Below are 25,431 nucleotides of genomic sequence, written 5' to 3' on the forward strand. Positions count from 1 at the left end.
GCGTCAAGCGCCCGCATCCGCCGCCGGCTCCTCCGGCGGCGGCGTCTTTTCGCCGGCCGGCGCGCTGTCCGGCAACGGCCGGCCGTCGCGGCCGAACAGCCTGAGCTGGCGCGGCAGGTCGAAATCGTCGGCCAGCTTCACCCCCACGCCCAGCAAGCGCACCGGGCGGGCGCCGCGGGCGTAGCCAGTGCGCAGCAGCTGGCCGAACGCCGCCATCGACAGCGCGTAGCCCGGCTGCTCCACCGTGGTCTGGCTGAAATCGTCGAACTTGAGCTTCACCGACAAGCCCTTGAACTCGGGGCTGCCGCTGCGCGCCAGCCGCGCCTGCAGCCGGTCCGCCAGTTCCGGCAGCTTGGACAGGCAGTTGGCGAGGTCGGGCAGGTCCTGGGCGTAGGTCTCCTCGACGCTGATCGTCTTGCGGCTGCGGTCGGTGGACACCGGCCGCTCGTCACGGCCCTGCGACAGCGCCAGCAACCGCTCGCCGAAGCTGCCGAAATGACGGAACAGGTCGGCCGGCGACCAGCGCCTGAGATCGCCGCAGCTGTGTATGCCCAGCCGATGCAGCCGCTCGGCGGTGACGCGGCCGACGCCGTGTATCTTCTCCACCGGCAAGGTGACGACGAAGGCGTCGACGTCGCGCGGGCGGATCAGGAACTGGCCGTCCGGCTTGTTCCAGTCGCTGGCCACCTTGGCCAGGAATTTATTGGGCGCGATGCCGGCCGACGCGGTGATGCCCACCTCGTCGCGGATCTGGCGGCGTATCGCCTCGGCCATCAGCGTGGCGCTGCCCTGCTCATGCGGCTGGCCGGTGACGTCTAGATAGGCCTCGTCCAGCGACAGCGGCTCGATCACATCGGTATAGCGCTGGTAGATGGCCATGATCTGCTGGCTGGCCAGCCGGTAGCGCGCCATGTCCGGCGGCAGGATCACCAGCTCCGGGCACAGCCTGAGCGCCCGCGCCGACGACATCGCCGAGTGCACGCCGTAGCGGCGCGCGATGTAGTTGCAGGTGGCCACCACGCCGCGTGTTTCCGGACGTCCGCCCACCGCCAGCGGCACATCGCGCAGGCTGGGGTCGTCGCGCATCTCGATCGCGGCGTAGAAGCAGTCGCAGTCGACGTGGATGATCTTGCGTTGCGGGGCGTTCATCGGGAATCAGGGACGGTCGCTGTGTCCCAGCGCCTTGTCCGGCGCGATGCGGTCGCGCAGCCGCTGCTTGAGGATTTTCAGCTCGGGAAAACCGTCCTCCGCCTTGCGGTCCCACAGCAATTCGCCGTCGACCTCGACGCGGAACACGCCGCCGCTGCCGGGGCGCAGCGCCACCTCGGCCAGTTCTTTTTCAAAGGTGGTCAGCAGTTCCTGGGCCAGCCAGCCGGCGCGCAGCAGCCAACGGCAGCCGGTGCAGTAGTGGATGACGACGCGGGGAAGGGAAGCGGGGGAGGCGGACGGATTCATGATGGAAAGGCTAGGCGGGAACAAAACGACAGCATAACGTAAAAAACGGCGCCGACCCCCTGTTTGCAGCGTGTTGTGCGGGTGCGAAGCACCCTCTCCTCCATCATTTCTCTTTTATTTGGCAGACTTGGCGCAGTGCCGAGTCGGGGGCCGGCGTCGCGGATATCGTCTTGTTCAACTTTGTTGCTCGGGCCAGTGTGCCCAGCCGGGCCTGGACTGTAAAGTCCGGAATGGTCACGGCTCGCATTGCTGCGAAGCAGCATGTAACTTCGGCGCAACGCCGGCAAACAAACAAAAAAACAGCAGCTTGCGCCGAAAATGGCGGCAAGCTGCTGCGGGCATCGCTTGGTAGCGCTATTAGTGCGCGTGGTCGTCAGCGCCGTCCTGCACCACCACTTGCACTTCCACCTGGCCGGCCTTCTCGAAGCCCAGCGTCAGCGGGAAGCGATCGCCGGCCTTCAGCGGCTGCTTCAGGCCCATCAGCATGATGTGGTAGCTGCCCGGCGCGAACTTGACGGTCTGGCCCGGCGCGACCGCCACGCCGCCTTCCACCTTGCGCATCCGCATCACGCCGTTGTCGTTGACGTGGGTGTGCAGTTCGGCGCGCTCGGCGCGCGGCGTGCTGGCCGACACCAGCTTGTCCTCGGCCTTGCCCTGGTTTTCCAGCGATAGGTAGACGCCGCCGGTCTGGCTGGCGGCCGGCATCGCGCGGCTCCACGGATGGCCGATGTGGATGGCGCCCAGTTGGAAGGAGTGGGCGGCTGCCAGGCCGGACAGGCACAGGCCCAACAGGGCGGCGGCGAAACGTTTCATCGCGGGGTCTCCAATTGAAAATGGCTCTCACTCTAGCACGCCGCGCGGGCCGATGAACGCGACAAATTGCCGCATCCGTCGGCCTTGCGCCACAGCTTGCCATGCCGTCGGTCTAAAGCGCAGCCCCCGGCTACCCCAGGGCAACGTAAGCCTCTACAATCGGCGGGCTAGATACCCGGCCTCAACACCATGTTCAAAACCTTGTCGCTGCAATTCCTGTTCGGCGGTCTGCTCAGCCTGATCACCATCACCAATCCGCTGTCCAAGATTCCGCTGTTCATCACGCTGACCCGCGAAATGAGCGAACCGCACCGCGACTCGCAAGCCCGCCGCGCCTGCGTGTTCGCCGCCGCCATCATGGCGGTGAGCCTGCTGGCCGGCAATCTGATCATGGCCGCTTTCGGCATTTCCTACGGCGCGCTGCGCATCGCCGGCGGCTTCGTGGTGGCGGTGCTGGGCTACCGCATGCTGTTCCTGTCGCAGGACCCCGGCCAGGCGCCCAAACAGTCCGGCGAGCGCGAAGACTACGCCTTCTTCCCGCTGGCGATGCCCGGCATCAGCGGCCCCGGCACCATCGCGGTGGTGATCGGCATTTCCACCGAGATCGCCGAACTCTCCACGCTGCCGGCCAAGGCGCTGGCCTTCGCGATGACTTTCGCCGCCATCGGCCTGACCTGCGCCGGCATGTGGCTGACGCTGAAGTCGTCGCTGCTGATCTCAGAGCGGCTGGGCCGCGGCGGCCGCGAGGTGATGACCCGGCTGATGGGCTTCCTGCTGATCTGCATCGGCGTGCAGTTCGTCGGCTCAGGCATCCGCACCTTCATGGCCGGCTCCTGAGCCGCTGCCCAAGTCAAGCAAGCCGGCGCGCACAAGCCGCGCCGCCTCTGCCACAATGGATGGACCATCACCGCAGGTCCGCGCCATGCCCGCCCTTTCCGCCGAACGCTCAGAATTGTTCCGCGCCGACGACCTCGGCGCGCTGGAATGCCTGGACGCGCAATACGCCGAGCGGACCTTCCCGCCCCATTTCCACGAACAGTTCGTCGTCAACACGCTGACCCTGGGCGCGCAGTCCTACCGCCACCGCGGCGGCCTGCACCGCGCCGGCGTCGGCGCGCTGGTGCTGATCAACCCCGGCGAGGTGCATACCGGCGAAACCGCCCACGAAAACGGCTGGGCCTATCGCGGCTTCTATCCCGGCGTCGACATGCTAGGCGGCCTGGCCGCCGACCTGAACGGCAAGGCGGGCCTACCCTATTTCCGCGACACCGTGGTGGTCGACCCCGGCCTGGCGCGCCGGCTGGACGGCCTGCACCTGCTGCTGCGCGACAGCCGCGACGCGCTGCGGCGCGAATCGGCGCTGGCCGCGGTGTTCAGCGAGGTGTTGGTCAAATACATGCGGCTGCGCCCGGACGAGCAGCCGTCCGCCCCCGGCGCCGTGGAAACCGTCAGGCAGATGCTGGCCGACGACCCCGCCGCCAACCACTCGCTGCAGCAACTGGCGACGGCGGTCGGCCTGTCGCCCTGGCAGCTGTGCCGCCAGTTCAAGCGCGAGACCGGTCTGCCACCGATGGCCTGGCGCAACCAGCTGCGGGTGGCCCGCGCCCGCAAGCTGCTGGCGGCCGGCATGCGGCCCGGCGCGGCGGCGCTGGAGCTGGGCTTCGCCGACCAGCCGCACCTGACCCGCGCGTTTCAGCAGGCGCTGGGCGTCACGCCGGCCGCCTATCAGAAGGCCGTGGGCGCGCGCGCCCGCTAAGCCGGCCGCAAAATCGTTCAAGACAGGCCGGACGGCCTGCTCCATCATCAGCAACAGAGGGCCGATCTCCGGCCCCGCCGCACGCAGGATTCATCCATGCCTTCCTTATCCGACCGCCGCCGCTGGCTGCTGGACGGCGCGCGCGACACCATTCCGATGATGGTGGGCGCGGCGCCGTTCGGCGTGATCTTCGGCACCCTGGCCATCGCCGCCGGACTGTCGCCCGCCGCCACGGCGGCGATGTCGCTGCTGGTCTTCGCCGGCTCCTCGCAGTTCATCGCCGTCAGCCTGGTTTCCGCCGGCGCCGCCCTGCCGGTGATCTGGCTGACCACCTTGGTCGTCAACCTGCGCCACGCGCTGTACAGCGCCACGCTGCTGCCCTACGCGCGGCCGTGGCCGCTGGCCTGGCGCTGGCCGCTGGCGTTCTGGCTCACCGACGAGACCTTCGCCGTGGTCGAGCACCGCTTCCGCAGCCTAGGCGCGGACGGCGGCCAGTGGTACTGGCTGGGATCGTCGCTGGCGATGTACTTGAACTGGCAGCTGTGGACGCTGGCCGGGGTGGCGCTGGGCCGCTCGGTACCCGGGCTGGACAGATTGGGGCTGGATTTCGCGATGGTGGCCACCTTCGCCGCCATCGTCGCGCCGCAGTTGAAAAAGCGGCCGACGCTGGCCGCGGCGCTGGCCGCCGGCGCGGTCGCGCTGTTGGCCCGCGGCCTGCCCTACAAGCTGGACCTGATGCTGGCGGCGCTGGCCGGCGTCGCCGCCGGCATGCTGCTTGAACGCGGACAGAAACGGGAGGCGGCATGAACGGATGGCAACACTGGGCGGCCATCGCCGGCATGCTGACCGCCACGCTGGCGGTGCGCGCCAGCTTCCTGGTCTTCGGCCAGCGGCTGGCCTTTCCCGGCTGGCTGAACCGCGCGCTGCACTATGTGCCGGCGGCGGTGCTTTCGGCGCTGGTGGCGCCGATGGCGCTGGCGCCGGCCGGCAGCATCGATCTGTCCTGGCATAACGCCTACCTGATCGGCACCGTCGTCGCCATCGCCGTCGCCTGGAAAAACGGCAAGACGCTACTGGCCATCGTGGTCAGTTTCGCCGTCTACGGCGCGCTGCGCTGGCTGCTATAGGTTGTAGGCCAGCACCAGGCCTATCATCAGCGGCGCCAACCAGCGGCAGGCGACGCGCATCAGCAGCGCCGCCGGCGCGGACAGGCGCAACTGGTCCCGCACCGCCGGCCATGCCACCCGGCCGGCGAACAAGGCGGTGCCGATGCAGCCCAGCGGCAACAACACGTTGGACGCGGCGTAGTCCATCAGCTCGAAGGCGTTGCGGCCGAACAGCTTGTAGTCGGCCAGCGGGCCGAAGGACAATGCCGCCGGCACGCCGGCCAGGAAGGCCAGCGCGGTCACCGCCAGCGTGGCCTTGCGCCGGCCGACGCCGAATTCGTCTATCGGCAGGATAGCCACCACCTCCAGCAGCGACACCGCCGAAGTCAGCGCCGCCATCAGCAGCAACGCGAAGAACGCCGTCGCGAACAGCTGGCCGTAGGGCAAATGGTTGAACACCACCGGCATCACCATATAGGTCAGCCCCGGGCCAGCCTGCGGATTCAGGCCGAAGGCGTAGATGGCGGGGAAGATCATCAGGCCGGCCAGCACTGAGGTCAGCGCAGTCAGCCCGGTCACCCACAGCGCCGAATTGCCGAGCCGGGTGTCCGGCCCCAGGTAGGAGCCGTAGGCCAGCATGCAGCCGGCCCCGACCGACAGCGAGAAGCAGGCCAGGCCCAGCGCCTCCACCAGCATGTCCGGCGTCAGCCGGGCGAAATCGGGACGGAACAGCGCCTCCACCCCGGCCATCGCGCCGGGCAAGGTCAAGGCGCGCACGATCAGCGCCAGCATCAGCAGAAACAGCAGCGGCATCAACAGCTTGCCGACGCGCTCGATGCCCTTCTGCACGCCACCCGCCACCACCAGCAGCGTCAGGCCGGCGAACAGCGCGTGGGTCAGCAGCGCCTCGGCCGGATCGCCGACGTACTGGCCAAACAGCGCGCCCAGCGCATTGACGTCGTCGCTCATCACCCGGCCGTCCAGCGCGCGCAGCAGGTAGCCCAGCGTCCAGCCGCCGACCACGCTGTAGAAGGAAAACACCAGGAAGCAGCACAGCACGCCGCCGTAGCCCAGCAGCTTCCAGCGCGGCGAGCCCAGTTTGGAGAACGCGCCGACCGCGCCGCAGCCGGCCGCGCGGCCCAAGGCCAGCTCGGCCTGCAGCAAAGCCAGTCCCAGGGTAAAGGTGAAAGCCAGATAGACCAGCAGAAAAACGCCGCCGCCGTTCATCGCGGTGACGTAGGGGAATTTCCAGATGGAACCGAGGCCCACCGTGGCGCCGGCCGAAGCCAGAATGAAACCGAGGCGGGAACCCCATTGCGTGCGTGGCATGACAACTCCTGAGTCAAAACTGTTTGCCGCCGCACGGGATGAAAAGCTGGATACAACAAGGCCGCCCATGACGGCGGCCCGGAAAGCGGATGTGAACACTCCTGGCGCGCCGGCTTAGCCGCGCCACCACCAATTTTGGGTCTGGAGTGAAATAATCTGCTTCATCATGGTTCAAGCATGCCGGTTAACGCCCGCAGGCGTCAAGCCCGGCGTGCGCGCTCAAGCATTCTCCGCCGCCAGCTCGCCCTCGGCGCGCGGCGTACCGCGCAGCCGGAAACCCAGCCACAACAGGCCAAGCCACAACGGCAACACGTACACCGACACCGCGATGCCGGGCGTGAACAACATCACGCCGAGTATCGCCGCCATGAAGGCCAGGCACAGCCAATTGGCGAACGGATGCCACAGCGCCGGAAACAGCGAGCGGCGGCCGGCGCGGGCGCGGCGGAACTTCAGGTGGGTCAGGCTGATCAGCACCCAGTTGATCACCAGCGCCGTCACCACCAGCGACATCAATAGCGCCAGCGCGCCGCTGGGCAGCAGATAGTTGACGATCACGCCCACGAAGGTGGCCAGCGCCGAGGCCAGGGTGGCGTTCACCGGCACCCCGCGCTTGTCCACCTTGCCCAGGCCGCGCGGCGCGTTGCCCTGCTCCGCCATGCTGAACAGCATGCGGCTGGTGGCGTAAACGCCGCCGTTGTACACCGACAGCGCCGCCGTCAGCACCACGAAGTTCAGCGCGTGCGCGGCGAAGCCAACGCCGATCTGGTCGAAGATCATCACGAAGGGGCTGCCGCCGGCGGCCACCTTGCTCCACGGGTACAGCGACAACAGCACCGCCAACGAACCGATGTAGAAGATCAGCACGCGGTAGATCACCTGGTTAACCGCCCGAGGAATGGTTTTCTGCGGATCGCGGGTCTCCGCGGCGGCCATGCCGATCAGCTCCAGGCCGCCAAAGGAGAACATGATCACCGCCATCGACATGAACAATCCGCCGAAGCCGTGCGGAAAGAAACCGCCGTCGTTCCACAGATTGCCGACCGAGGCCTGCGGCCCGCCGGTGCCGGACAACAGCAGGTAGCCGCCGAACACGATCATTGAAATCACCGCGCCCACCTTGATCAGCGCGAACCAGAACTCGGTCTCGCCATAGTATTTGACGCTGGCGAGGTTAACCCCGGTGATCGCCGCGAAGCAGACCAGCGCGGTCAGCCAGGTCGGCATTTCCGGCCACCAGTAGCGGACGTATTCGCCGGCGGCGGTCAGTTCCCCCATGCCGGCCAGCACATACAGCGCCCAATAGTTCCAGCCGGCCAGGAAGGCCGGGAACCTGCCCCAGTAGCGGCCGGCGAAATGGCTGAGCGAGCCGGCCACCGGCTCTTCGGTCAGCATTTCGCCAAGCTGGCGCATGATCAGGAATATGACGAAGCCAGCGACCGCGTAACCGAGAATCATCGAGGGCCCGGCTGACTTCAGCACGCTGGCCGAGCCGAGGAACAGGCCGGTGCCAATGGCGCCGCCCAATGCGATCAACTGAATATGCCGGTTTTTCAGCTCGCGCTTCAAACCGCCGGAAGTCGAGGGAACGCTCACCTTGGCGCCTCCATATATGGGTGAATTGGAACGGCGCTGGAAACAGGGAGCTTATCGGGGAATCACCCAAAATCAGACAAAATGTCCAATAAAAACCAACCGCACAACTCGTTGAAAAACGTACCAATCAGTACAAGTCAAATAAAGACTAAAGCAATCAGGGGAATTCGTCAAAGGATGCGGGCTAGGCTCGCCTGGAGCCGCCATCTCTCAAAGAGCAATTATCGGACAAATAGTCCAATTTTTGATAACCATGCCTCCAATGACAAGGCCGCCCCAAGAGGCGGCCTGGCATCGCGAAGCCGGCCCAACAGGCCGGCGCCGCAGTTTACGGCAGCTGGCGCGCCAGTTCGGCGTCCGGCCGCTTCGCGCGCTTCATGCGGAAGCCCGCCCACAGCAGGCCCAGCCACACCGGCAGCACGTAAACCGACACCGCCATGCCCGGCGTGAACAGCAGGATGCCCAGGATCATCACCATGAAGGCCAGGCAGATCCAATTGGACAGCGGGAACCAGAACGACGGGAACACCAGCTTCTGGCCGCTCTTGACGCGGCGGAACTTCAGGTGGGTCAGGCTGATCATCGCCCAGTTGGTGACCAGCGCGGCCACCACCAGCGACATCAGCAGGCCCAACGCCTCGCCCGGCAGCAGGTAGTTCAGGATCACGCAGGCGAAAGTGGCGACCGCGGAGAACAGCGTGGCGTAAACCGGCACGCCGCGCGTGTCCAGCTTGCCCAGCGCGCGCGGGGCGTTGCCCTGCCGGGCCAGGCCGAACAGCATGCGGCTGGTGGCGTAGACACAGCTGTTGTACACCGACAGCGCCGCGGTCAGCACCACGAAGTTCAGCGCGTGCGCGGTGAAGCCGGCGCCGATCTGCTCGAAAATCATCACGAAGGGGCTGCCGCCGGCGGCCACCTTGCTCCACGGGTACAGCGACAGCAGCACCGCCAGCGAGCCGATGTAGAAGATCAGGATGCGGTAGATCACCTGGTTGACGGCCTTGGGGATGGTCTTTTGCGGATCGGACGCCTCGGCCGCGGTCATGCCTATCAGCTCCAGGCCGCCGAAAGAGAACATGATCACCGCCATCATCATGAACAGGCCGCCGAAGCCGTGCGGGAAGAAGCCGCCGTCGTTCCACAGATTGCTGACCGAAGCCTGCGGGCCGCCGGTGCCGGACAGCAGCAGGTAGCCGCCGAAGACGATCATGCCGATCACCGCCGCCACCTTGATCAGCGCGAACCAGAACTCGGTCTCGCCGTAGGATTTGACGTTGGCGAGGTTGATGCCGTTGATGCAGACGAAGCACACCAGCGCGGTCAGCCAGGCCGGAACGTGCGGCCACCAGTACTGGACGTAAGCGCCGACCGCGGTCAGCTCGGCCATGCTCACCAGCACGTACAGCACCCAGTAGTTCCAGCCGGACAGGAAGCCGGGGAAGCTGCCCCAGTAGCGGTAGGCGAAGTGGCTGAACGAGCCGGCCACCGGCTCCTCGGCCACCATCTCGCCCAATTGGCGCATGATCATGAAGGCGATGAAGCCGGCGATGGCGTAGCCGAGGATCATCGACGGGCCGGCCGACTTCAATACGCTGGCCGAGCCGAGGAACAGGCCGGTGCCGACGGCGCCGCCCAGCGCGATCAGCTGGATATGGCGGTTTTTCAGCTGTCGCTGCAAACCGGTGTGGGCTTCGCTCACTATGAATTCTCCTTGAGGTGCGGGCGCCAAACGCGCGCCCGGACGGGTGCGCGACCATCTAAACATCAGCACGACATTGCCGTCAAACCATTGGATACAATATAAATGCCCAAAATATGCACAATGATTGAATTTTAAAAATAAAATTCCCCGATTTCTGCAACTTCAAACCATAAATTGCTCAATCAGACCTATCTAGCTGCGAATTTTCCGCATCCGCCGCCCCATCTCCGGCACGAACGTTCCGTTACCTGCAGTGACAAATGCCACACACAGCTCTTGCAACTGTTTGTCGATAATCCCAGTCGAAGGCATTGAGTGACCCGTGCGTCACATCAGGGAGAGAACAATGAAGCAATCCGTATTGATCGCCAGCGTGCTCGGCGGCGGCATCGCGCTCGGCGCGGTGGGCGTGGCCGGCATCCAGGCCATGAAGTCGTCGAAACCGGAAACCGCCATCGTCGCCAGCGCCCCGCTGGCCCAGGCCTCGGCTCCGGCCATCCAGGCGCTGGCGCCCAGCGCGGCCTCGTCCACCCTCGCGCAGCCGGCTCCGCAGGCCTCCACCCCGGTGGCGGCCGCCGCGCCGCAGCCCAAACCGGCGCCTAAGCCGGTCCACGCGACCCACGCCAAGATCCTGGGCGTGACGCCTATCCGCGAAGCGGGCACCGAACCCAAACAGGTCTGCCACCAAGAGCAAGTGGTGCACCAAGCTCCGGTGCAGGATGAAAACCGCATCGCCGGCTCGGTGCTCGGCGGCGTGGTCGGCGGCCTGCTGGGCAACCAGGTAGGCGGCGGCAACGGCAAGAAGGCGGCCACCGTGATCGGCGCGCTGGCCGGCGGCTACGCCGGCAACCGGGTGCAGGAAGGCATGCAGCAACGCGACCAAGTGACCGGCACCCGCACCATCTGCAACACTGAAGAAACAAAGACCGAGAAGATCGTCGGCTACAACGTGCGCTACTCGCTGGACGGCAAAACCGGCACAGTGCGCATGGACGAGAAGCCGAAGGGCAAGACCCTGCCGGCCAAGGACGGCAAGCTGCTGATCTGATCCGGACGGATCGGCCGCAACCAAAGACAAGGCCCGGCATCGCCGGGCCTTTTTCCATTCCAAACCTCAGGCCGCGGCCCGCCTCGCCTCCCCGGCGCGCTGTCGTTCCGCCACCTTCTCCGCCGCCTCCGGCGGGCCGAACAGCAACACCAGCCGGTCGCGCCAGCCATCAGCGCGCCAGGCCTCGGCCAGCATGTCGCGCCATTCCACCAGGCTGACCCACAAGGGATTGAAGCTGTTCACCGGCTTCACCGTGCCGTAGTCGCACGGGTCGCTGTCCAGCTCCTCGGCATAGGTGCCGAACATCCGGTCCCAGACCACCAGCACACCGGCGTAATTGTGGTCGATGTAGCGGGGATTCTTGGCGTGGTGGCCGCGGTGTATCGACGGCGTGTTGAACACGTACTCCAGCCAGCCCAGCTTGGGCGTGGCCTGGGTGTGGACGAAGAACTGGAAGGCCAGGTTGAGCAGCACCACCGCCACCACCTGCTCGGGCGGGAAGCCAACCCAGGCCAGCGGCAGCCAGAACGCCCACATGCCGGCCAGCGGATACATCAGGCTCTGGCGGAAGGCGGTGGTGAAATTCATCCGCGTCGAACTGTGGTGGACGCTATGCGCCGCCCACAGCCAGCGCACCCGGTGGCTGACGCGGTGGAACCAGTAATAGAGGAAGTCCTGGCCGAGGAAGAGCAGGAAGAAACTCAGCCAGCCATCGGAAAAATCTAACAGCCGGTGGTGCTGGTAGATCCAGCCGTACAGCGGCAGCACCAATACCCAGGCCAACTTGTCCGCGCCCTGGTGCAGCAAGCCCAGCGCCGCGCTGCACAGCGAATCGCGCCAGTTGTACAAGCCAAGCCGGCCCTGGCGCCGGAACAGCCACAACTCCCACGCGACGAACAGCAGAAAAACCGGCGCCAGCGCCAAGAGAATCAGTTCAACCGGGAATTTCATCGCACCCCACCATAGAGCAAACACTTGATTGGAGTTTAAGCTCTATGCATGGAGGGCTGTCAATCGCCGCCATCCGGCCGGCGCGCTTTCCCGGCGCGCTGTGGCGGGAAAGCCATATCAAAAGCGGCTATCCCGAATCATCGAGATAGCCGCCAGGCCGCCGTATTCAGTCGCGACGGGCCATCAGCGCGGCCAGAGACGCGTCGCGCTCGCTCCACACCCGCGCCACGCTGGGGCGCTCGCCCAGGCGGCGCAAGTAGTCGCTACAGCCTTCCAGCCGCTGCGTCATGTCCTCGCCGAGAAAGGTCTGGCTCAGGCGCGCCACCACCGGCAGGATGCCGGCGGCGCTGAGGTCGGCGAAGCTGAAATCCTCGCCGGCGAGCCAAGGACGGCACTGCGCCAGCTTGGCCACCGCGCCGATGCCGCGCGCCAGCGCCTGGCGGATCTCCTCGCACTTCTCCGGCTCCGGCCGGGTGCCTTTCAGCATGTGGCGGATCAGCGGGCTGGCCGGCAGCATCACGTACAACTCCAGCATCGCGGTCAGCTCGCGCGCTAGCGCCCGGCTGTTGGGCGTCGGCGGCAGCAGCGAGGCGGTGGGGTAAGCGTCCTCCAGCCACTCCAGGATCACCGTGGACTCGGCCAGCGGATGGCCATTGATCTCGACGAAGGGAATCTTGCCCATCGGGCTCTTTTCCAGCAGCTCGTCCTCTTGCGAAGGCGTCGTCACCACTTCCTGGAAATTGACCCCCTTCTCCAGCAAGGCGATCTTCACCTTGTTGTAGTAGGGCGACAGCGGGATACCGTGCAGTTTGATCATGCCGACTCCAATAGCGATGGGTTCGTAAGCGCCGATGCGGGGCGAGGCATCGGCGCGCGGCCTACATCATCCAGCCTATTCCCTTATTTAGCCAGCGCCAGGCTCTTTTGCTGCAGCAATTGGCGGATCTGCGGCAGCATCTGCTGCGCCGCCTTCTCGCCTTCCAGAATGGCCTGGTTGCGGGCCTCGAACTCGGCCGAGCCGATATTCAGCACATTCGGGTGGATCACCACGTCGGCCTGCTTCAATTCCTGCGCCAGCGCCGAGCCGTTCATGATGCTCAGGCTCTGGTCCAGCATCGACAGGAAGCCGGTGGCGCGGCCGGCCTTGGGGCGGCCGGTGATGTCGACGGCGATGACGAACTGCGCGCCCATTTCGCGCGCGGCGCTGACCGGCACCGGGCTGACCAGGCCGCCGTCGACATAGCTCTTGCCGCCTATCTTCACCGGCAGGAACACGTTGGGAATGCTGGCCGAGGCGCGCACCGCCTGGCCGGTGTTGCCGGTGCGGAACACTACCCGGCGGCCGGAATCCAGCTCGGTGGCCACTGCGGCAAACGGTTTGCCCAGTTTTTCCAGCGGACGATTGCCCACCTGGGCATTGATCCAATTCTGCAGCTTCTCGCCCTTGATCACGCCCTTGGTGGACAGCGTCCAATCGGTGAGGTCGGCCTGGTCGAGCGCGATCGCGCGCTGCTGCAGCTGCATGCCGGTCAGGCCGGATGCGTACAGGCTGCCCACCACGCTGCCGGCGCTGGTGCCGACGATGATGTCGGGCGTGATGCCGGCGCCTTCCAGCACCTTGATCACGCCGATGTGGGCGAAGCCCTTCACCGCGCCGCCGCCGAGCGCCAGCGCGATTTTCGGTTTGGCCAGCGGCTTGGCGGCCTGGCCGCTGTCCGGCGGCGTGGCGGTCATGCAGGCGGACAACAGGGAGGCGATCCCGGCCAGCAGCGCGGGACGTAAAATGCTCTTGCTAATCATGATTGCATCGGTCTTTCAGACATCGGCGGCCTTCGGGCCGCCCCAACGGGCGCGGGATCCAGCATCACGTAATTCAGATGCCGCGCGCCCTCCAATTCGAAATGAGTTTCGCCGTGGATGCCCATGCCCAGCCGGCGGTAGAAGGCGATGGCGCGGGCGTTGCCGTGCCATACGCTCAGCCACAGACGCGGCTGGCCGGGCTGCGCTGCAGCCCATTGCCGCGCAGCCGCCATCAGCCGCCGGCCCAGGCCCTGGCCGGTGTGGCTCTCCACCAGATAGAGTCGCTCCATCTCCTGGGATGGGGCATCGCAGCCGGCGCAAGCTTCGTCCAATTTCAGTTGCGCGTAGCCCAGCAGGTGGCTGTTTTTCTCCATCACCAGCAGATGGCGCGCCGGATCGGCGATCAAGGCCGCCATCTTTTCCGGCGTGAATTCCGTCAGCACATAGTCGGCCAACGCCTGGCGGATGCCGTCGATGGCATAGGTGCTCAGCCACACCTGGATCGACAGCGCGGCGAGGGAAACCGCGTCGCCCGGACGCGCGGGACGGATTTCCAATTCCATGGCTAACTTTCTTTAAGCTGCGCGGCGGTGATCCACCGTCAGGGCTTGGGTGCCTTCTTGACGAATTCGATCACCTGGCGGCCGTCGTCGGTCATCTTGGCCAGCTTCTTTTCGGTGCCCTTCCACGCGTGGCCGTACACCACCTCGTAGCTGGCCGGCAGCTTGCCGTCGCGGCGGTGCCGCTCGTACGCGGCCTCCACCTTGCGCCAGGCCTGCTTGCCCATCAGGCCGCGGCCGCGGCCGGAGGTAGCGTTATGCGCGCCTATCGCTTTCAGGTCGCGCATCACCGCGCGGGCGTCGTCGTAGGTCAGCGCGATCTTCTCCATGTCCATCACCGGTTCGGCGAAACCGGCGCGCATCAGCGCGTCGCCGATGTCGTGCATGTCGATGAACTGGTTGACGTGGGTGGCGCCGTCCACGCCGGCGAAAGCGTCGCGCAATTCGAACAGCGTGTCCGGACCCAGCGTGGAGAACATCAGCATGCCGTCCGGCTTCAGCACCCGGCGCATCTCGGCGAACATCCTGTCCGGCTCGTTGATCCATTGAACGGTCAGATTGGACCAGATCATGTCGACGCTGGCGTCGGCCAAAGGCAGTTTTTCGATATCGGCGTTGATCTGCCATGGCTGGCTGGGCTTGAACAGCTTCTTCAACAAGCCGTCGCCGGATCGGCCGCGCTCGCGCGAGGCCTGCAGCATGGCGTGCGCCAGGTCCAGCTCGATCACCCGCGCTTGCGGATAGCGCCGCCGCAACTCGGCCGAGCCGTAGCCGGTGCCAGAGCCGGCGTCGAGGATCACCGCCGGCTGATGCTTGATGTAATCCAGCCGTTCCGCCATGCGGTCGGACACTTCGCGCTGCAGCACCGCGGCGGAATCGTAGCTGGCCGCGGCCTTTTCGAACGAGGCGCGCACGCGCGCCTTGTCAGTGTAAAACGCTTCACTCATGCCTGGGTTTCCAGATGCTCGGCAAGCGCGCGCACGAAATCCTGCTCATGGGACAGGAAGGGCGCGTGCGACGCCTGCGGGAATTCGTAAAGGACGGCGTCGGGCAGCGACTCGGCCAGCCAGCGGCCGGCGCCGATCGGGGTGATCGCGTCGCGCGCGCCGTAGAACAAGGCTGTCGGACACTGGATGCGGCCGGCCAACGCGCGCGCGTCGGCCTCCAGCAGCAGCTCCAGCGCCGGCAGCAGGCCTTGCGGCCGGCCATGGGAGAACAGTTCGCCGCGCAGCGCCTTCAGCGTGTCGCGCGCCGCCGGCGCGCCCATCATCTGCAAGGCGAGGAAGCGCTCCAGCGTCTGCTCGAACGCACCGTCCAGGCTCTGGGCGACAGCTTCTATCGATTTGCGCTCTTGCGCGTGCGGCCAGGTTTTGTCGCGGACGAAGCGCGGGCTGGTGGCCACCAGCGCCAGGCTCTTCACCTGAGCCGGATGGCGGGCGGCCCAGTGCTGGGCGATCAGGCCGCCGAGCGACCAGCCCACCACCTGCGCCGGCAAGGGAAAATGGGCCGCGAGCAGATCGGCCACCGCGTCGGCATCGAAGCGTTGCAGCGCCGGCGACGCGCCGTGGCCCGGCAGATCCACCAGATGGACGCAGAAACGCGTCGCCAGTTGTTCGGCCACGCGGGCGAACACGCCGCCGTGCAGCCCCCAGCCGTGCAGCATGACCACGTCCGGTCCTTGGCCCTGCGTTTCGACAAACAGATTCATGAACAGTCAAATTGGGCGAAAACGCTATTTTCGCAAGAGTACGATGCGAAGGAAACCTCCAAAGCCGGCATCTTCGTCGTGAAAAGGTTGCAGTTTGGTAACCGAAACGATGTCGCCCAGCCGGCGGTTGATGTCGGTGGCGGCGGCGCGCGCCAGCAGATTGCCGGCGCGCCGCCACAGCGGCGCCCGCCCGCCGTCGGCCAGAAACTTGTCGAACACCGCCACCCGGCCGCCCGGCCTCAGCACGCGCTCCACCTCCAGCAGGCAGGCCCGCGGATCTGGAACCACCGCCAGCGTCAGATGCAGCGCCACCGCGTCGAAGCTCGCGTCGGGAAAGTCCAGCTTCTGTCCGTCCATCACCCTGGCGTCCACCTCCATGCCCAGCATGGCCGCGCGCTCGCGCAGCCGCGCCAGCATCGCCGGCGCGATGTCGATCGCTGCGACGTGGCGGCAGCGCACCAGGAAGTCCAAGTCCAACCCGGTGCCTGCGCCGACCAGCAGCAAGCGCTCGTCCGGCTGCGGGTTGAGCAGGCCGATCGAGCGGCGGCGGTGGCGGGCGAAGCCCTGCGCCACCTTGTCGTACACCGGCGCGTACAGATCATAGCGCCAGCGGTTGAAGCGGTTCGCGCACTCACGCCACACGGTCCGGCTCCCTGCCCAGGCCCGCCAGCTTGTCCCAGTCCAGCGCCCAGGCCGGCGCCGGCTTCGCGAAATAGAAGCCCTGCAGCATGCCGCAGCCCATTTCCTTCAGCATCGCCTGTTGGCTGGCGGTCTCCACCCCCTCGGCCACCACGTCCAGGTCCAGCGCGCGCGCCAGCGCCAGGATGGCGCGGACGATGGCCACCGATTCCTGCTTGCGATCCAGGTCGAACACGAAGGACTGGTCTATCTTCAGCACGTCGAAGCGATAGCGGTGCAGATAGGACAGCGCCGAATAGCCGGTGCCGAAGTCGTCCAGCGCCAGCCTGACGCCCAGGCCGTGCAGCGCCTGCATCGCGGTGGCGGCGGCCTCGGGCTGGTCGATCAGCGCGCTCTCGGTGATTTCCAGATGCAGCATCGCCGGCGGCAGCTGGTAATGGGCGATGCGCTCGCCTATCCAGACGACCAGGTCCGGGTCGCGGAAATTGGCCGAGGACAGGTTGATGTGCAGCGCGCAGTCCTCGTCCACCCGCCCCTCGGCCCGCCAGGTCCGCAGCTGGGCGCAGGCGGCGTTGATCATGTAGCGGTCCAGCCGGGTGATCAGCCCGCTATCCTCGGCCACCGGCAGGAACACGCCCGGCGACACCAGCCCGCGCTGCGGATGCTGCCAGCGCACCAGCGTCTCGAAGCCGGCCAGCTCGCCGGTGGCGGCGGAAATGAAAGGCTGGTAGTAGGGCAGCAACTGCCCCTCCTCCTCCAGCGCGCGCCGAAGCTCGGTCTCCAGCGCCAGCTGGTCGGCCTGGTCTATCCGCAGCTGGTGGCTGAACAAGGTGTAGCCCTGACGGCCCTGCTGCTTGGTGCAGTACATCGCGTGGTCGGCGTCGCGCAACAGGTCGTCAGCCTGGCGGTAGTGCGCGCGGTCGGCCAGCACCACGCCGACGCTGGCGGTGGAGAACACCTCGCGCCCCGCCAGGATCACCGGCCGCTCGAACTCGCTGACGATGCGGCGGGCGATGATCTCGCACTCGTCCACCGCGTCCATGCCGAACATCAGCACCGCGAACTCGTCGCCGCCCAGCCGCGCCAGGAAATCGTAATGGCGCAGACAGGCGCGGATGCGCGCCCCCGCCTCGAACAGCAGGTGGTCGCCAGCCAGATGGCCCAGCGTGTCGTTGACCAGCTTGAAGCGGTCCAGGTCGATGAACACCACCGCGAAGCGGTCGCCGCCATCGAGGTAGGCGTCCCAGGCGCGGCGCAACGCCTTGGAGAAATAATTGCGGTTGGGCAGCTTGGTCAGCGGATCGTGCAGGCTGTCGAACTCCAGCTGGGCGTTGACCGCGTCCAGCTCGCTGGTGCGCTCGCGCACCCGCTGCTCCAGGTCGGCGTAGGCCTGCTGCAGGCTCTCCAGCGCGCGCACCCGCGCCAGCGCGGCGCCGATATGGTTGGCGACGAACTCCAGCACCTCCTGGTCCCGATAGCCGTACACCACCTCGCCGTCGTAGCTCTGCACCGCCAGCACGCCCAGCAGTTCGTGGTCGCAATACAGCGGCACGCCCAACCAGCTCTTGGGCGGCATCTCCCCTTCCTCCGCCACGACGCCCGGCAAGCTGCCGTACGGATCCAGCAGCAGCGGCCGGCCGCTGTGCAGCACCTGCTCGATCAGGCCCTTGCCGGGCTTGCGCGCCCGCAACGACGACGCGTATTCGTCGGCGCAATAAGGGAAGCTGATCAGGTCGCTGCCCATGTCGTACAGCGCCACCACGCAGTTGCGCGCCGCCACCATCTCCAGCAACAGCCGGTGCAGGCCGCTGAGAAACGCCTCCAGCGATAGGCTGGTATTGGACAATTCGGCGATGCGGAACAGCACATCCTGGAATTTCTCCGCGCGCTTGCGGCCAGCCACCTCGGCGCGCAGACGCGCATTGGCGCCCTCCAGCTCGCTGGTGCGCAGCGCCACCTGCCGCTCCAGCCGGCCGTGGTAAAGCGCGCGGTCCAGCGCGAACCCGACATGGCGGGCGGCGAACATGAACCACTGCTGTTCGGCCGATGTCGGCATCGGCTGGTCATCGTAGACCTGCAGCACCACCGCGCCGATCAGCTCGTCGGCCGCGTTGGCCAACGGCGCGCCCATCCAGAAGACCGGCAGCTGCGACGGAGACGCCAGCGCCTCCTGGCTGCACAATTCCTCGATGCGCTCCCCGGTCAGCACTACCGGCGCGCCCCCGCGCATCAGCCAGGCGGTCAAGGACGCATCGGGGCCGGCCAGCGGAAAGATCCGCTCCGGATCCGGCGGCATCGGATCGCGCCGGTCGACGTAGAACGGAAAGTGGAACGCGGAGCAATCCTCGTCGTACAGCGCGATGGAGAAATTGTCGGCGTCCAGCAGACGCTGCATCAAACGGTGCAGCCGCGGCAACATGCGCTCCAGCGCCGGGCACTCGCCGGCCAGCAGGCTGATTTCCAGCATCGTCTCATTGGCGGCGCGCGCGGCCGCCTGCTCGGCACGCAACGCTCCGCACTGCAGATGGCCGGCCAGCAGCGCCGCCACGGTCTCCAGCTGCGCCGGCGGCGCGCCCCGCCACACCAGCCATCCCAAGGATTGGCCGCCCGCCCGCAGCGCTTGCGCGCCCGCGCCTGCCGGCGGCGACTCCCCCGCGGACAAAGTCTCGCCGTCCGGCAGGCCGTCGGCATCGCCGAACGCCGCCAGCCGGCGCCACGCCGCCCCGTTCCGTCCCCATGCGGCCGCCGCGCTCAAACCACCCAGGCCCTGCAATAACGACAAGGCGCGGGCCGCGGCCCGTTCCGGATCGTCCAGATATTCTGCCGTGCTCTTCATGTCATTATCGTAGTACGGGACGCAGAGAAAGTCCGCAGTCAGACAAAAGCCCGGGGCAAATGCCCCGGGCTTGAACGTTTTCATGTGGCGCGGACGCCTTCCACCGCGTCAGGCTTCAGTTTGCCGCCTGGCCCAGCATCAGATCCAGTAATGCGTCCAATTGGGAAAGCTCATGTCGGGCCGACAGCGAGATCCGCAGCCGGGAGCCGTTTTCCGGCACAGTCGGCGGCCGCACCGCCGGCACCCAGTAGCCCTGCCGCCGCAGTGCGTCGGCTAGCCGAACCGCGTTCTCATCCGAGCCGACAACGAAGGGCTGGATCGGCGTGGCGGACTGGCCGGCGTAAGGCGTGCCGTCCAGCCGCTGCCGGCAGCGGACGATCAATTGCCCCAGCCGCTCACGGCGCTCGCCGGCCTCGGCGATCAGCCGCAGGCTGACGCCCACCGCGGCCGCCAACGCCGGAGGCTGGGCGGTGGTGAAGATATAAGTGCGAGCCTTGTTCACCAGCCAGTCGATCAACGGCCTGCCGCCGGCAACGAAGGCGCCGGCCAGACCGGCGGCCTTGCCCAGCGTCGCCATATAGATCAGCCGTTCGCTGGAAAGATCGTGCGCGGCGACCGAACCGCGGCCGTCGCCCAGCACGCCGAAACCGTGGGCGTCGTCGACATACAGCCAGGCGTCGTAACGCTCGGCCAGCGCCAGCAATGCCGGCAGCGGCGCCTGGTCGCCGTCCATGCTGTACACGGCATCGACCGCGATCAGCTTGGTCGGCGCGTCGCTGGCGGCCAGCAGTTGCTCCAGATGCTCGAGGTCGTTGTGGCGGAACCGCTGGAAATCGGCCCTCGACAACAGACAGCCGTCATTCAGCGAGGCGTGGTTGAGCTTGTCGGCGAACACCGCGTCGCCGCGCCCCACCAAGCTGGTCAGCACCGCCAGATTGGCCGCGTAGCCGGAGCCGAACAACAGCGCCGCCTCGCGGCCGACGAAGCCGGCCAGCTCTTCTTCCGCCTGCTGGTGAGCCCGCGTGTGGCCGGTCAGCAGATGGGAGGCGCCGCTGCCGGCGCCCCAGCTGTCGGCGCCTTGCTGCAGCGCACGCACCAGGGAAGGATGATCGGCCAGGCCGAGATAATCGTTGCTGGCGAAAGACAGGTATTCCTCGCCATCGATGACAATGTCGACGCCTTGTGGCGACTCAAGCGTCGCCCGGTAACGGCGACGATGGCTGGCGTCCAGTTCCAGCAGGGCTGCAGACAGGTCTTGGAGGCGCATGGCGATTGCACTCTTTTACGTTGTTGACCAAACCGCGGCAGCTGCCCACCCCGGTGCGACACACTATATATATGTTTCCATTTAAGGCTACAGTACAGAATTGCTAATATTTTTTACAGCGCCTGCAAATCCAGTTTGGACATCAATGCCTGGTCGGCCACCACGTCCGGATTGCCGGTGGTCAGCAATTTGTCGCCGTAGAAAATGGAATTGGCGCCGGCCAGGAAACATAGCGCCTGGGTGGCTTCATCCATTTCGCGGCGGCCGGCCGACAGCCTGACGTAACTGGCCGGCATCGTGATCCGCGCCACCGCGATGGTGCGCACGAACTCGGTCCAATCCAGCCGCTCAGCGTTCTGCAGCGGCGTGCCCACCACCTGCACCAGATTATTGACCGGCACCGACTCCGGCTGCGGGTCCAAATTGGCCAGCTGGGCGATCAGACCGGCGCGGTCCGTCCGAGTTTCATTCATGCCGACGATGCCGCCGCAGCATACCGACAGCCCCGCCTTGCGCACTTTGCCCAAGGTGTCCAGCCTGTCCTCGTACTCCCGGGTCTGGATGATGTCGGCGTACTTGTCCGGCGCGGTGTCCAGATTGTGGTTGTAATAATCCAGGCCGGCATTCTTCAATTGCTCGGCCTGGCCCTCGCGCAGCAGGCCGAAGGTGGCGCAGGTCTCCAGGCCCAGCGCCTTCACTTCGCGCACCATCTCCAGCGTTTTCTGCAGATCGGCATCCTTGGGGCCGCGCCAGGCCGCCCCCATGCAGAAGCGCCCCGCGCCGTTGGCCTTGGCCTGGCGCGCCGCGTCCACCACTTCGTCCACCGTCATCATCGGCTGGTCCGCCACCGGCGTGTCGTGGTGCACCGACTGCGGGCAATAGCCGCAGTCCTCCGGACAGCCGCCGGTTTTGATCGACACCAGCGTCGACAACTGGATCTTGGTCGGATCGAAGAACTGGCGATGGATTTCGGCGGCGCGGAACACCAGCTCCATGAGAGGCAGTCCCAACAGCGCCTCCACATCGTCTACGCTCCAATTAGTGTTTTCCGGATGAGGGGTGGCCGGGCGCTTGAGTACCATCGTGGCAGAATGCATCGTATGCTCCAATAGCTGTTTGTCATTCTCACTGCGAGCCGTGCGGCTCGTCACCCTGCCCTGATGGGCAGGCGACAAAATCTTGGGGGGTGGTCGATATGATGTCAAATATTAGAAAGTTAATAATTGACAACTGCTCAATAATTAATCAGAAATGCGTGCTATGCGGGCAGCCGCACGCCCGAGAGGGTCTGTGCGACGGCTGCCGGGCGATGCTGCCGCGGATGCCGGCGGAGCGCTGCCCGCGTTGCGCGGAACCGACAGTCGGCGGCGCGCTGTGCGGACACTGCCAGCGCCAGCCGCCGGCATTCGACGCGCTGCATGTTCCCTATCTGTTTGCTTACCCTCTGAACGGCCTGATCCATGCCTACAAGTACGGCCGGCGGCTGCAACTGGCTGGCACGCTTTCTGGATTGATCACCGAATTCGCCCGCTGTCAAGGCCATAAATACGATTTAGTCATTCCTGTTCCGCTGGCGAGCGAACGACTGGCCGAAAGGGGCTTCAATCAGAGTTCCGAGCTTGCCAAAGCGTTCGCTGATACAATAAACAGCCGTTTTTCGGACAGTCTGTGTTGGCGAAAATGCAACACTTTGCCACAAGCCTCGCTCGGCCGCGCCGAAAGACTGCGAAACGTTCGCCATGCATTCGACGTAAAACGCCGGTGCGACGGGCTTTCCATCGCGATCGTCGACGACGTCGCGACCAGCGGCGCAACCCTTTCCGCCTTGTCTAAAATGATCAAAAAACAAGGCGCGAAACGGGTCGACGCATGGGTGCTTGCCCGAGCATTTTCCCTAAAAACTTGACCAAGATTTTGATTCTTTGGAACAATCCAGCCTGCCAACGATGTTCACTGTTGTTCTATTTCAGCCGGAAATTCCGCCCAACACGGGCAATGTGATTCGTTTATGTGCCAACACCGGCTGTGAACTGCATCTGGTCAAACCCATGGGCTTCCCGCTTGAGGATGCCAAGTTGCGGCGCGCAGGGCTCGATTACCACGAGTATGCCCGCGTCGTCGTCCATGAAGATTGGGACGCTTGTTTGCGTGCGCTTCAGGGACGGCGGATCTTCGCCGCGACGACTAAGGGCGCTACGCGCCATGACCGGATTTCCTACCAACCCGGGGACGTTTTTCTGTTCGGTCCCGAATCCCGCGGCTTGCCGCAAGATGTGCTGGCTGCCCTGCCGGCGCAGCAAAGGATTCGATTGCCGATGCGTCCCGAGTCGAGAAGCCTCAACCTCTCCAATGCCGTCGCGGTGACGGTGTTCGAGGCTTGGCGCCAGCTCGGTTTCGATGGGGGGGTATAGCGGTTCGCAAAGTTGGCCCAACAGCATAGGGAGGTTTATGCAACCTGTTCTCCGATGGCTGTGGCTTCTATTTGTCAGTCTAGTGCTTGTGGCCTGTTCCACTGTGAAGACGGCCAGTGCCACAAACCAGTCGGCTTCGCCGACTAACAAGAAGTCCGTTGCCAAAAACGGAGCTTATTTCCAGAACGACGGTCCGGCCGATCATATCCCGGTCAACCTGAGCCTGGTTCCCGACGCCGTTCCGCAGGACGAGCCGCTGATCAAGTCGGCCAACCTGCCTTACTCGGCGCTGGGCATGAGCTTCCGTCCCGATGTGCGTGAAAAGCCGTATCACGCCGTCGGCCGTGCCTCCTGGTACGGCAAGCAGTTCCACGGCCGCAAGACGTCCTCTGGCGAACGCTACGACATGTTCGCGATGACTGCGGCCCATCCGACCTTGCCGATCCCGAGTTATGCCCGGGTGACCAATCTGACCAACGGCAAGTCGGTAGTCGTGCGCGTGAACGACCGCGGTCCGTTTCACAAGAAGCGCCTGATGGATCTATCCTACGCCGCCGCCTACAAGCTGGGCTTCATCCAGCAGGGCAGCGCCAAGATCGCGATCGATCGCGTCTGGCCGGCGGAGGACAGCACCTACTCCGCCTCCGCGCAGCCGGTGACCCAGCCTGTGGGCCGGGAGCTCAGGGCGGGCGACAATCCGAAGTATCTGCAGCTTGGCTCGTTCAACACGCTGGCCAACGCCGAGGCGCTGCTGCAGAAGACGCTGGACGGGCTGGACGACAAGTACGACTCCAAGCTCGGAATCGTCAACCAGCAGGGCGCATACAAGGTGCGCCTGGGACCGTTCTCGACAGACGAGGCGGTGCGCAACGCAGCGGAAAACCTGCACGTGGAGACCGTCATCACCAGCTTGTGATGGTCCGTGCTTGAATCGTATGGCAACAGGGCAAAAGGCGAAGGATGCATCCTTCGCCTTTTTTCATGCCCGTCTGCCGACCAACCCAATAAAAAGCCCCGGCCGAGAAGCCGGGGCAAAGCCTGGATAGCAACGATTCAGGCCCCGCTCAGGGAGCCAAGCGGGAGGTGCGGAGCACCTGCAAGCTTAGGCGGAGCCTGTCGCTCAAAGTTCCGCCATGCCGTCGTCCTGCGGCGGCAGCGCGTCGAACCATCCCTTCACCACCTGCTCCACCTCGTCGACGCCGGTCTTCTTCAGGCTGGAGAACATCTGCACGCTGACCGACGGATAGTCGGCCAGTTCGCGCTTCACCTCCGCCAGCACCTTGTTCTGCTCCTGGCGCGACATCTTGTCGGCCTTGGACAGCAGGATGTGCACCGGACGGCCGGCGACGCGGAAAAATTCCAGCATTCTGCGATCCAGGTCTTTCAATGGATGGCGGGCGTCCATAATCAACAGAAGGCCGATCAGGCTCTGCCGGGTCTGCAGGTAGCGGCCCAGCAACTCCACCCAGTGGGCGCGCACCGCTTCCGGCACTTCGGCGTAGCCGTAGCCCGGCAGGTCCACCAGGAAGCACTCGTCGCCCAGTTCGAAGAAGTTGATGTGCTGGGTGCGTCCCGGCGTCTTGGACACGTAGGCCAGCCGGGTGCGGTTGGCCAGCGTGTTGATGGCGCTGGACTTGCCGGCGTTGGATCGGCCGACGAAGGCGACCTCGGCGCGGGTGGCCGGCAGGTCCTTCATGTGGTTGACGGTGGTATAAAACCGGGCGTTCTGAAAAATCGACATGGTAGTAAGGTTGAAATCAATTGGTATAGAATAACAGGTTTGGAATTGCTACTTTTACAGATATTTTAGGGGCTCACCCTAAAGGAGCGACCATGAGACGTAAAATGCTGTTGGCGATGGCATCCCTCACCCTGGCCGGCAACGTGCTGGCAGCCTCCCCGGCGGCCAAGGGTGACCCGGCGAAAGGCAAGCAGATTGTGGACACCGTGTGCGCCGCCTGCCATGGCGTCGACGGCAACAGCGTCGCAGCGGCCAATCCGACCATCGCGGGCCAGAGCCAGCAATATCTGTATAGCCAGCTCAAGGCCTTCAAGACCGGCGAACGCAAAAACCCGACCATGCTGGGCATGACCGCCGGCTTGTCCGACGACGACATGCACAACCTGGCCGCCTACTTCAGCCAGCAAAAGCCCAAGGACCGCGAAGCGGCCGACAAGGCGCTGCTGCCGCTGGGCGCCAAGATCTACCGCGTCGGCAACCCCGCCAGCCACGTGCCCGCCTGTATGGCCTGCCACGGCCCGGCCGGCAAGGGCCTGCCCGAGCAGTTCCCGCGCGTGGGCAGCCAGCACGCGGGCTACATCGCCAAGCAGCTGGCCGACTTCAAGGCCGGCGCCGACCGCAAGAACCTGATGATGACCGATATCGCCGGCCGGATGACCGATGCCGAGATGAAGGCGGTGGCCGAGTATATTTCCGGCCTGCGCTGAGCTGTG

26 protein-coding genes are annotated in these 25,431 nt (G+C 65.6%); 9 read left to right on the top strand and 17 right to left on the bottom strand.

Annotated features, from left to right (window positions below; genetic code table 11):
* Positions 1 to 3: 3 nt before the first annotated feature.
* The 3 genes from dinB to LQR33_RS04500 form a co-directional block, all read right to left on the bottom strand.
* Positions 4 to 1,149: a DNA polymerase IV gene (gene dinB / locus LQR33_RS04490; protein WP_221666152.1), complete on the bottom strand. Its 1,146-nt coding sequence runs from the start codon at positions 1,147 to 1,149 to the stop codon at positions 4 to 6.
* Between the two features lie 6 nt (positions 1,150 to 1,155).
* Positions 1,156 to 1,455 carry an Rdx family protein gene (locus LQR33_RS04495; RefSeq protein ID WP_166439898.1) on the bottom strand — a complete coding sequence of 100 codons (300 nt, stop codon included), beginning with the start codon at positions 1,453 to 1,455 and terminating at the stop codon, positions 1,156 to 1,158.
* 357 nt (positions 1,456 to 1,812) lie between these two features.
* The gene (locus LQR33_RS04500; protein ID WP_046155195.1) at positions 1,813 to 2,268 is read right to left on the bottom strand and encodes a copper chaperone PCu(A)C; all 456 of its coding nucleotides are present in this window, start codon (positions 2,266 to 2,268) and stop codon (positions 1,813 to 1,815) included.
* Between the two features lie 189 nt (positions 2,269 to 2,457).
* Between LQR33_RS04500 and LQR33_RS04505 the strand changes: the two genes are divergently transcribed.
* The 4 genes from LQR33_RS04505 to LQR33_RS04520 all read left to right on the top strand — a co-directional run bounded on the left by LQR33_RS04505 (position 2,458) and on the right by LQR33_RS04520 (position 5,151).
* Entirely contained in the window at positions 2,458 to 3,105 is a 648-nt protein-coding gene (locus tag LQR33_RS04505; RefSeq protein WP_046155196.1) for a MarC family NAAT transporter, read from the top strand.
* An 85-nt stretch (positions 3,106 to 3,190) separates the two neighbouring features.
* On the top strand, positions 3,191 to 4,024 hold the full coding sequence (locus LQR33_RS04510) for a helix-turn-helix domain-containing protein (protein WP_231467766.1): 834 nt from the start codon (positions 3,191 to 3,193) through the stop codon (positions 4,022 to 4,024).
* 96 nt (positions 4,025 to 4,120) lie between these two features.
* A complete protein-coding gene (locus tag LQR33_RS04515; RefSeq protein WP_166439900.1) occupies positions 4,121 to 4,831 on the top strand; it encodes an AzlC family ABC transporter permease in 711 nt (236 codons plus the stop codon).
* Complete coding sequence (locus tag LQR33_RS04520) at positions 4,828 to 5,151, top strand: AzlD domain-containing protein (protein ID WP_166439901.1); 324 nt, start codon at positions 4,828 to 4,830, stop codon at positions 5,149 to 5,151. Before LQR33_RS04515 ends, LQR33_RS04520 begins: the two co-directional genes overlap by 4 nt.
* Here LQR33_RS04520 and LQR33_RS04525 read toward each other — a convergent pair.
* From LQR33_RS04525 to LQR33_RS04535, 3 genes are all read right to left on the bottom strand, one after another.
* Positions 5,146 to 6,459, bottom strand: coding sequence for a sodium-dependent transporter (locus tag LQR33_RS04525; RefSeq protein WP_221667952.1), 1,314 nt, complete (start codon positions 6,457 to 6,459; stop codon positions 5,146 to 5,148). The two genes, LQR33_RS04520 and LQR33_RS04525, sit on opposite strands and share 6 nt — an antisense overlap.
* 219 nt (positions 6,460 to 6,678) lie before the next feature.
* Positions 6,679 to 8,055 (bottom strand): amino acid permease, encoded by a 1,377-nt coding sequence (locus LQR33_RS04530; RefSeq protein ID WP_231467768.1) that lies wholly within the window; start codon positions 8,053 to 8,055, stop codon positions 6,679 to 6,681.
* 328 nt (positions 8,056 to 8,383) lie between these two features.
* Positions 8,384 to 9,754: an amino acid permease gene (locus LQR33_RS04535; RefSeq protein WP_166439904.1), complete on the bottom strand. Its 1,371-nt coding sequence runs from the start codon at positions 9,752 to 9,754 to the stop codon at positions 8,384 to 8,386.
* Positions 9,755 to 10,103: 349 nt separating this feature from the next.
* On the opposite strand from LQR33_RS04535, the gene LQR33_RS04540 reads away from it, so the two are divergent.
* Entirely contained in the window at positions 10,104 to 10,805 is a 702-nt protein-coding gene (locus tag LQR33_RS04540) for a glycine zipper 2TM domain-containing protein (protein WP_231467770.1), read from the top strand.
* Between the two features lie 66 nt (positions 10,806 to 10,871).
* Here LQR33_RS04540 and LQR33_RS04545 read toward each other — a convergent pair whose 3' ends face one another.
* The 10 genes from LQR33_RS04545 to bioB all read right to left on the bottom strand — a co-directional run bounded on the left by LQR33_RS04545 (position 10,872) and on the right by bioB (position 21,663).
* On the bottom strand, positions 10,872 to 11,756 hold the full coding sequence (locus tag LQR33_RS04545) for a sterol desaturase family protein (protein ID WP_104945958.1): 885 nt from the start codon (positions 11,754 to 11,756) through the stop codon (positions 10,872 to 10,874).
* 166 nt (positions 11,757 to 11,922) lie between these two features.
* The gene (locus LQR33_RS04550; protein ID WP_046168118.1) at positions 11,923 to 12,573 is read right to left on the bottom strand and encodes a glutathione S-transferase family protein; all 651 of its coding nucleotides are present in this window, start codon (positions 12,571 to 12,573) and stop codon (positions 11,923 to 11,925) included.
* Positions 12,574 to 12,656: 83 nt separating this feature from the next.
* Positions 12,657 to 13,556 carry a patatin-like phospholipase family protein gene (locus LQR33_RS04555; protein ID WP_231467772.1) on the bottom strand — a complete coding sequence of 300 codons (900 nt, stop codon included), beginning with the start codon at positions 13,554 to 13,556 and terminating at the stop codon, positions 12,657 to 12,659.
* Entirely contained in the window at positions 13,553 to 14,119 is a 567-nt protein-coding gene (locus LQR33_RS04560) for a GNAT family N-acetyltransferase (protein WP_231467774.1), read from the bottom strand. The genes LQR33_RS04555 and LQR33_RS04560 overlap by 4 nt, the downstream gene beginning before the upstream one ends.
* A gap of 38 nt (positions 14,120 to 14,157) precedes the next feature.
* A complete protein-coding gene (gene bioC, locus LQR33_RS04565; protein ID WP_221666159.1) occupies positions 14,158 to 15,063 on the bottom strand; it encodes a malonyl-ACP O-methyltransferase BioC in 906 nt (301 codons plus the stop codon).
* Positions 15,060 to 15,824 (bottom strand): pimeloyl-ACP methyl ester esterase BioH, encoded by a 765-nt coding sequence (gene bioH / locus LQR33_RS04570; RefSeq protein WP_231467776.1) that lies wholly within the window; start codon positions 15,822 to 15,824, stop codon positions 15,060 to 15,062. The genes bioC and bioH overlap by 4 nt, the downstream gene beginning before the upstream one ends.
* Before the next feature lie 24 nt (positions 15,825 to 15,848).
* On the bottom strand, positions 15,849 to 16,466 hold the full coding sequence (locus LQR33_RS04575; protein ID WP_231467778.1) for a class I SAM-dependent methyltransferase: 618 nt from the start codon (positions 16,464 to 16,466) through the stop codon (positions 15,849 to 15,851).
* Positions 16,456 to 19,299 carry a bifunctional diguanylate cyclase/phosphodiesterase gene (locus LQR33_RS04580; RefSeq protein ID WP_231467780.1) on the bottom strand — a complete coding sequence of 948 codons (2,844 nt, stop codon included), beginning with the start codon at positions 19,297 to 19,299 and terminating at the stop codon, positions 16,456 to 16,458. The genes LQR33_RS04575 and LQR33_RS04580 overlap by 11 nt, the downstream gene beginning before the upstream one ends.
* Positions 19,300 to 19,414: 115 nt before the next feature.
* Positions 19,415 to 20,566, bottom strand: coding sequence for an 8-amino-7-oxononanoate synthase (bioF, locus tag LQR33_RS04585; protein ID WP_221666163.1), 1,152 nt, complete (start codon positions 20,564 to 20,566; stop codon positions 19,415 to 19,417).
* A 113-nt stretch (positions 20,567 to 20,679) separates the two neighbouring features.
* Positions 20,680 to 21,663: a biotin synthase BioB gene (gene bioB, locus LQR33_RS04590; RefSeq protein ID WP_166439913.1), complete on the bottom strand. Its 984-nt coding sequence runs from the start codon at positions 21,661 to 21,663 to the stop codon at positions 20,680 to 20,682.
* 101 nt (positions 21,664 to 21,764) lie between these two features.
* Here bioB and LQR33_RS04595 point away from each other — a divergent pair, with 101 nt between their 5' ends.
* The 3 genes from LQR33_RS04595 (at position 21,765) to LQR33_RS04605 (ending at position 23,893) form a co-directional block, all read left to right on the top strand.
* The gene (locus LQR33_RS04595; protein ID WP_231467867.1) at positions 21,765 to 22,472 is read left to right on the top strand and encodes a ComF family protein; all 708 of its coding nucleotides are present in this window, start codon (positions 21,765 to 21,767) and stop codon (positions 22,470 to 22,472) included.
* 40 nt (positions 22,473 to 22,512) lie between these two features.
* Entirely contained in the window at positions 22,513 to 22,977 is a 465-nt protein-coding gene (trmL, locus tag LQR33_RS04600; RefSeq protein ID WP_166439943.1) for a tRNA (uridine(34)/cytosine(34)/5-carboxymethylaminomethyluridine(34)-2'-O)-methyltransferase TrmL, read from the top strand.
* Between the two features lie 103 nt (positions 22,978 to 23,080).
* Positions 23,081 to 23,893 (top strand): septal ring lytic transglycosylase RlpA family protein, encoded by an 813-nt coding sequence (locus LQR33_RS04605; RefSeq protein WP_231178476.1) that lies wholly within the window; start codon positions 23,081 to 23,083, stop codon positions 23,891 to 23,893.
* A gap of 204 nt (positions 23,894 to 24,097) precedes the next feature.
* On the opposite strand, the gene yihA is transcribed toward LQR33_RS04605, so the two are convergent.
* The gene (gene yihA, locus LQR33_RS04610; RefSeq protein ID WP_021475550.1) at positions 24,098 to 24,718 is read right to left on the bottom strand and encodes a ribosome biogenesis GTP-binding protein YihA/YsxC; all 621 of its coding nucleotides are present in this window, start codon (positions 24,716 to 24,718) and stop codon (positions 24,098 to 24,100) included.
* Positions 24,719 to 24,810: 92 nt separating this feature from the next.
* Between yihA and LQR33_RS04615 the strand changes: the two genes are divergently transcribed.
* The gene (locus LQR33_RS04615; protein WP_046155214.1) at positions 24,811 to 25,425 is read left to right on the top strand and encodes a c-type cytochrome; all 615 of its coding nucleotides are present in this window, start codon (positions 24,811 to 24,813) and stop codon (positions 25,423 to 25,425) included.
* Positions 25,426 to 25,431: the final 6 nt, after the last annotated feature.

Source organism: Chromobacterium piscinae (assembly GCF_021129175.1).
Classification (GTDB): Bacteria; Pseudomonadota; Gammaproteobacteria; order Burkholderiales; family Chromobacteriaceae; genus Chromobacterium; species Chromobacterium piscinae.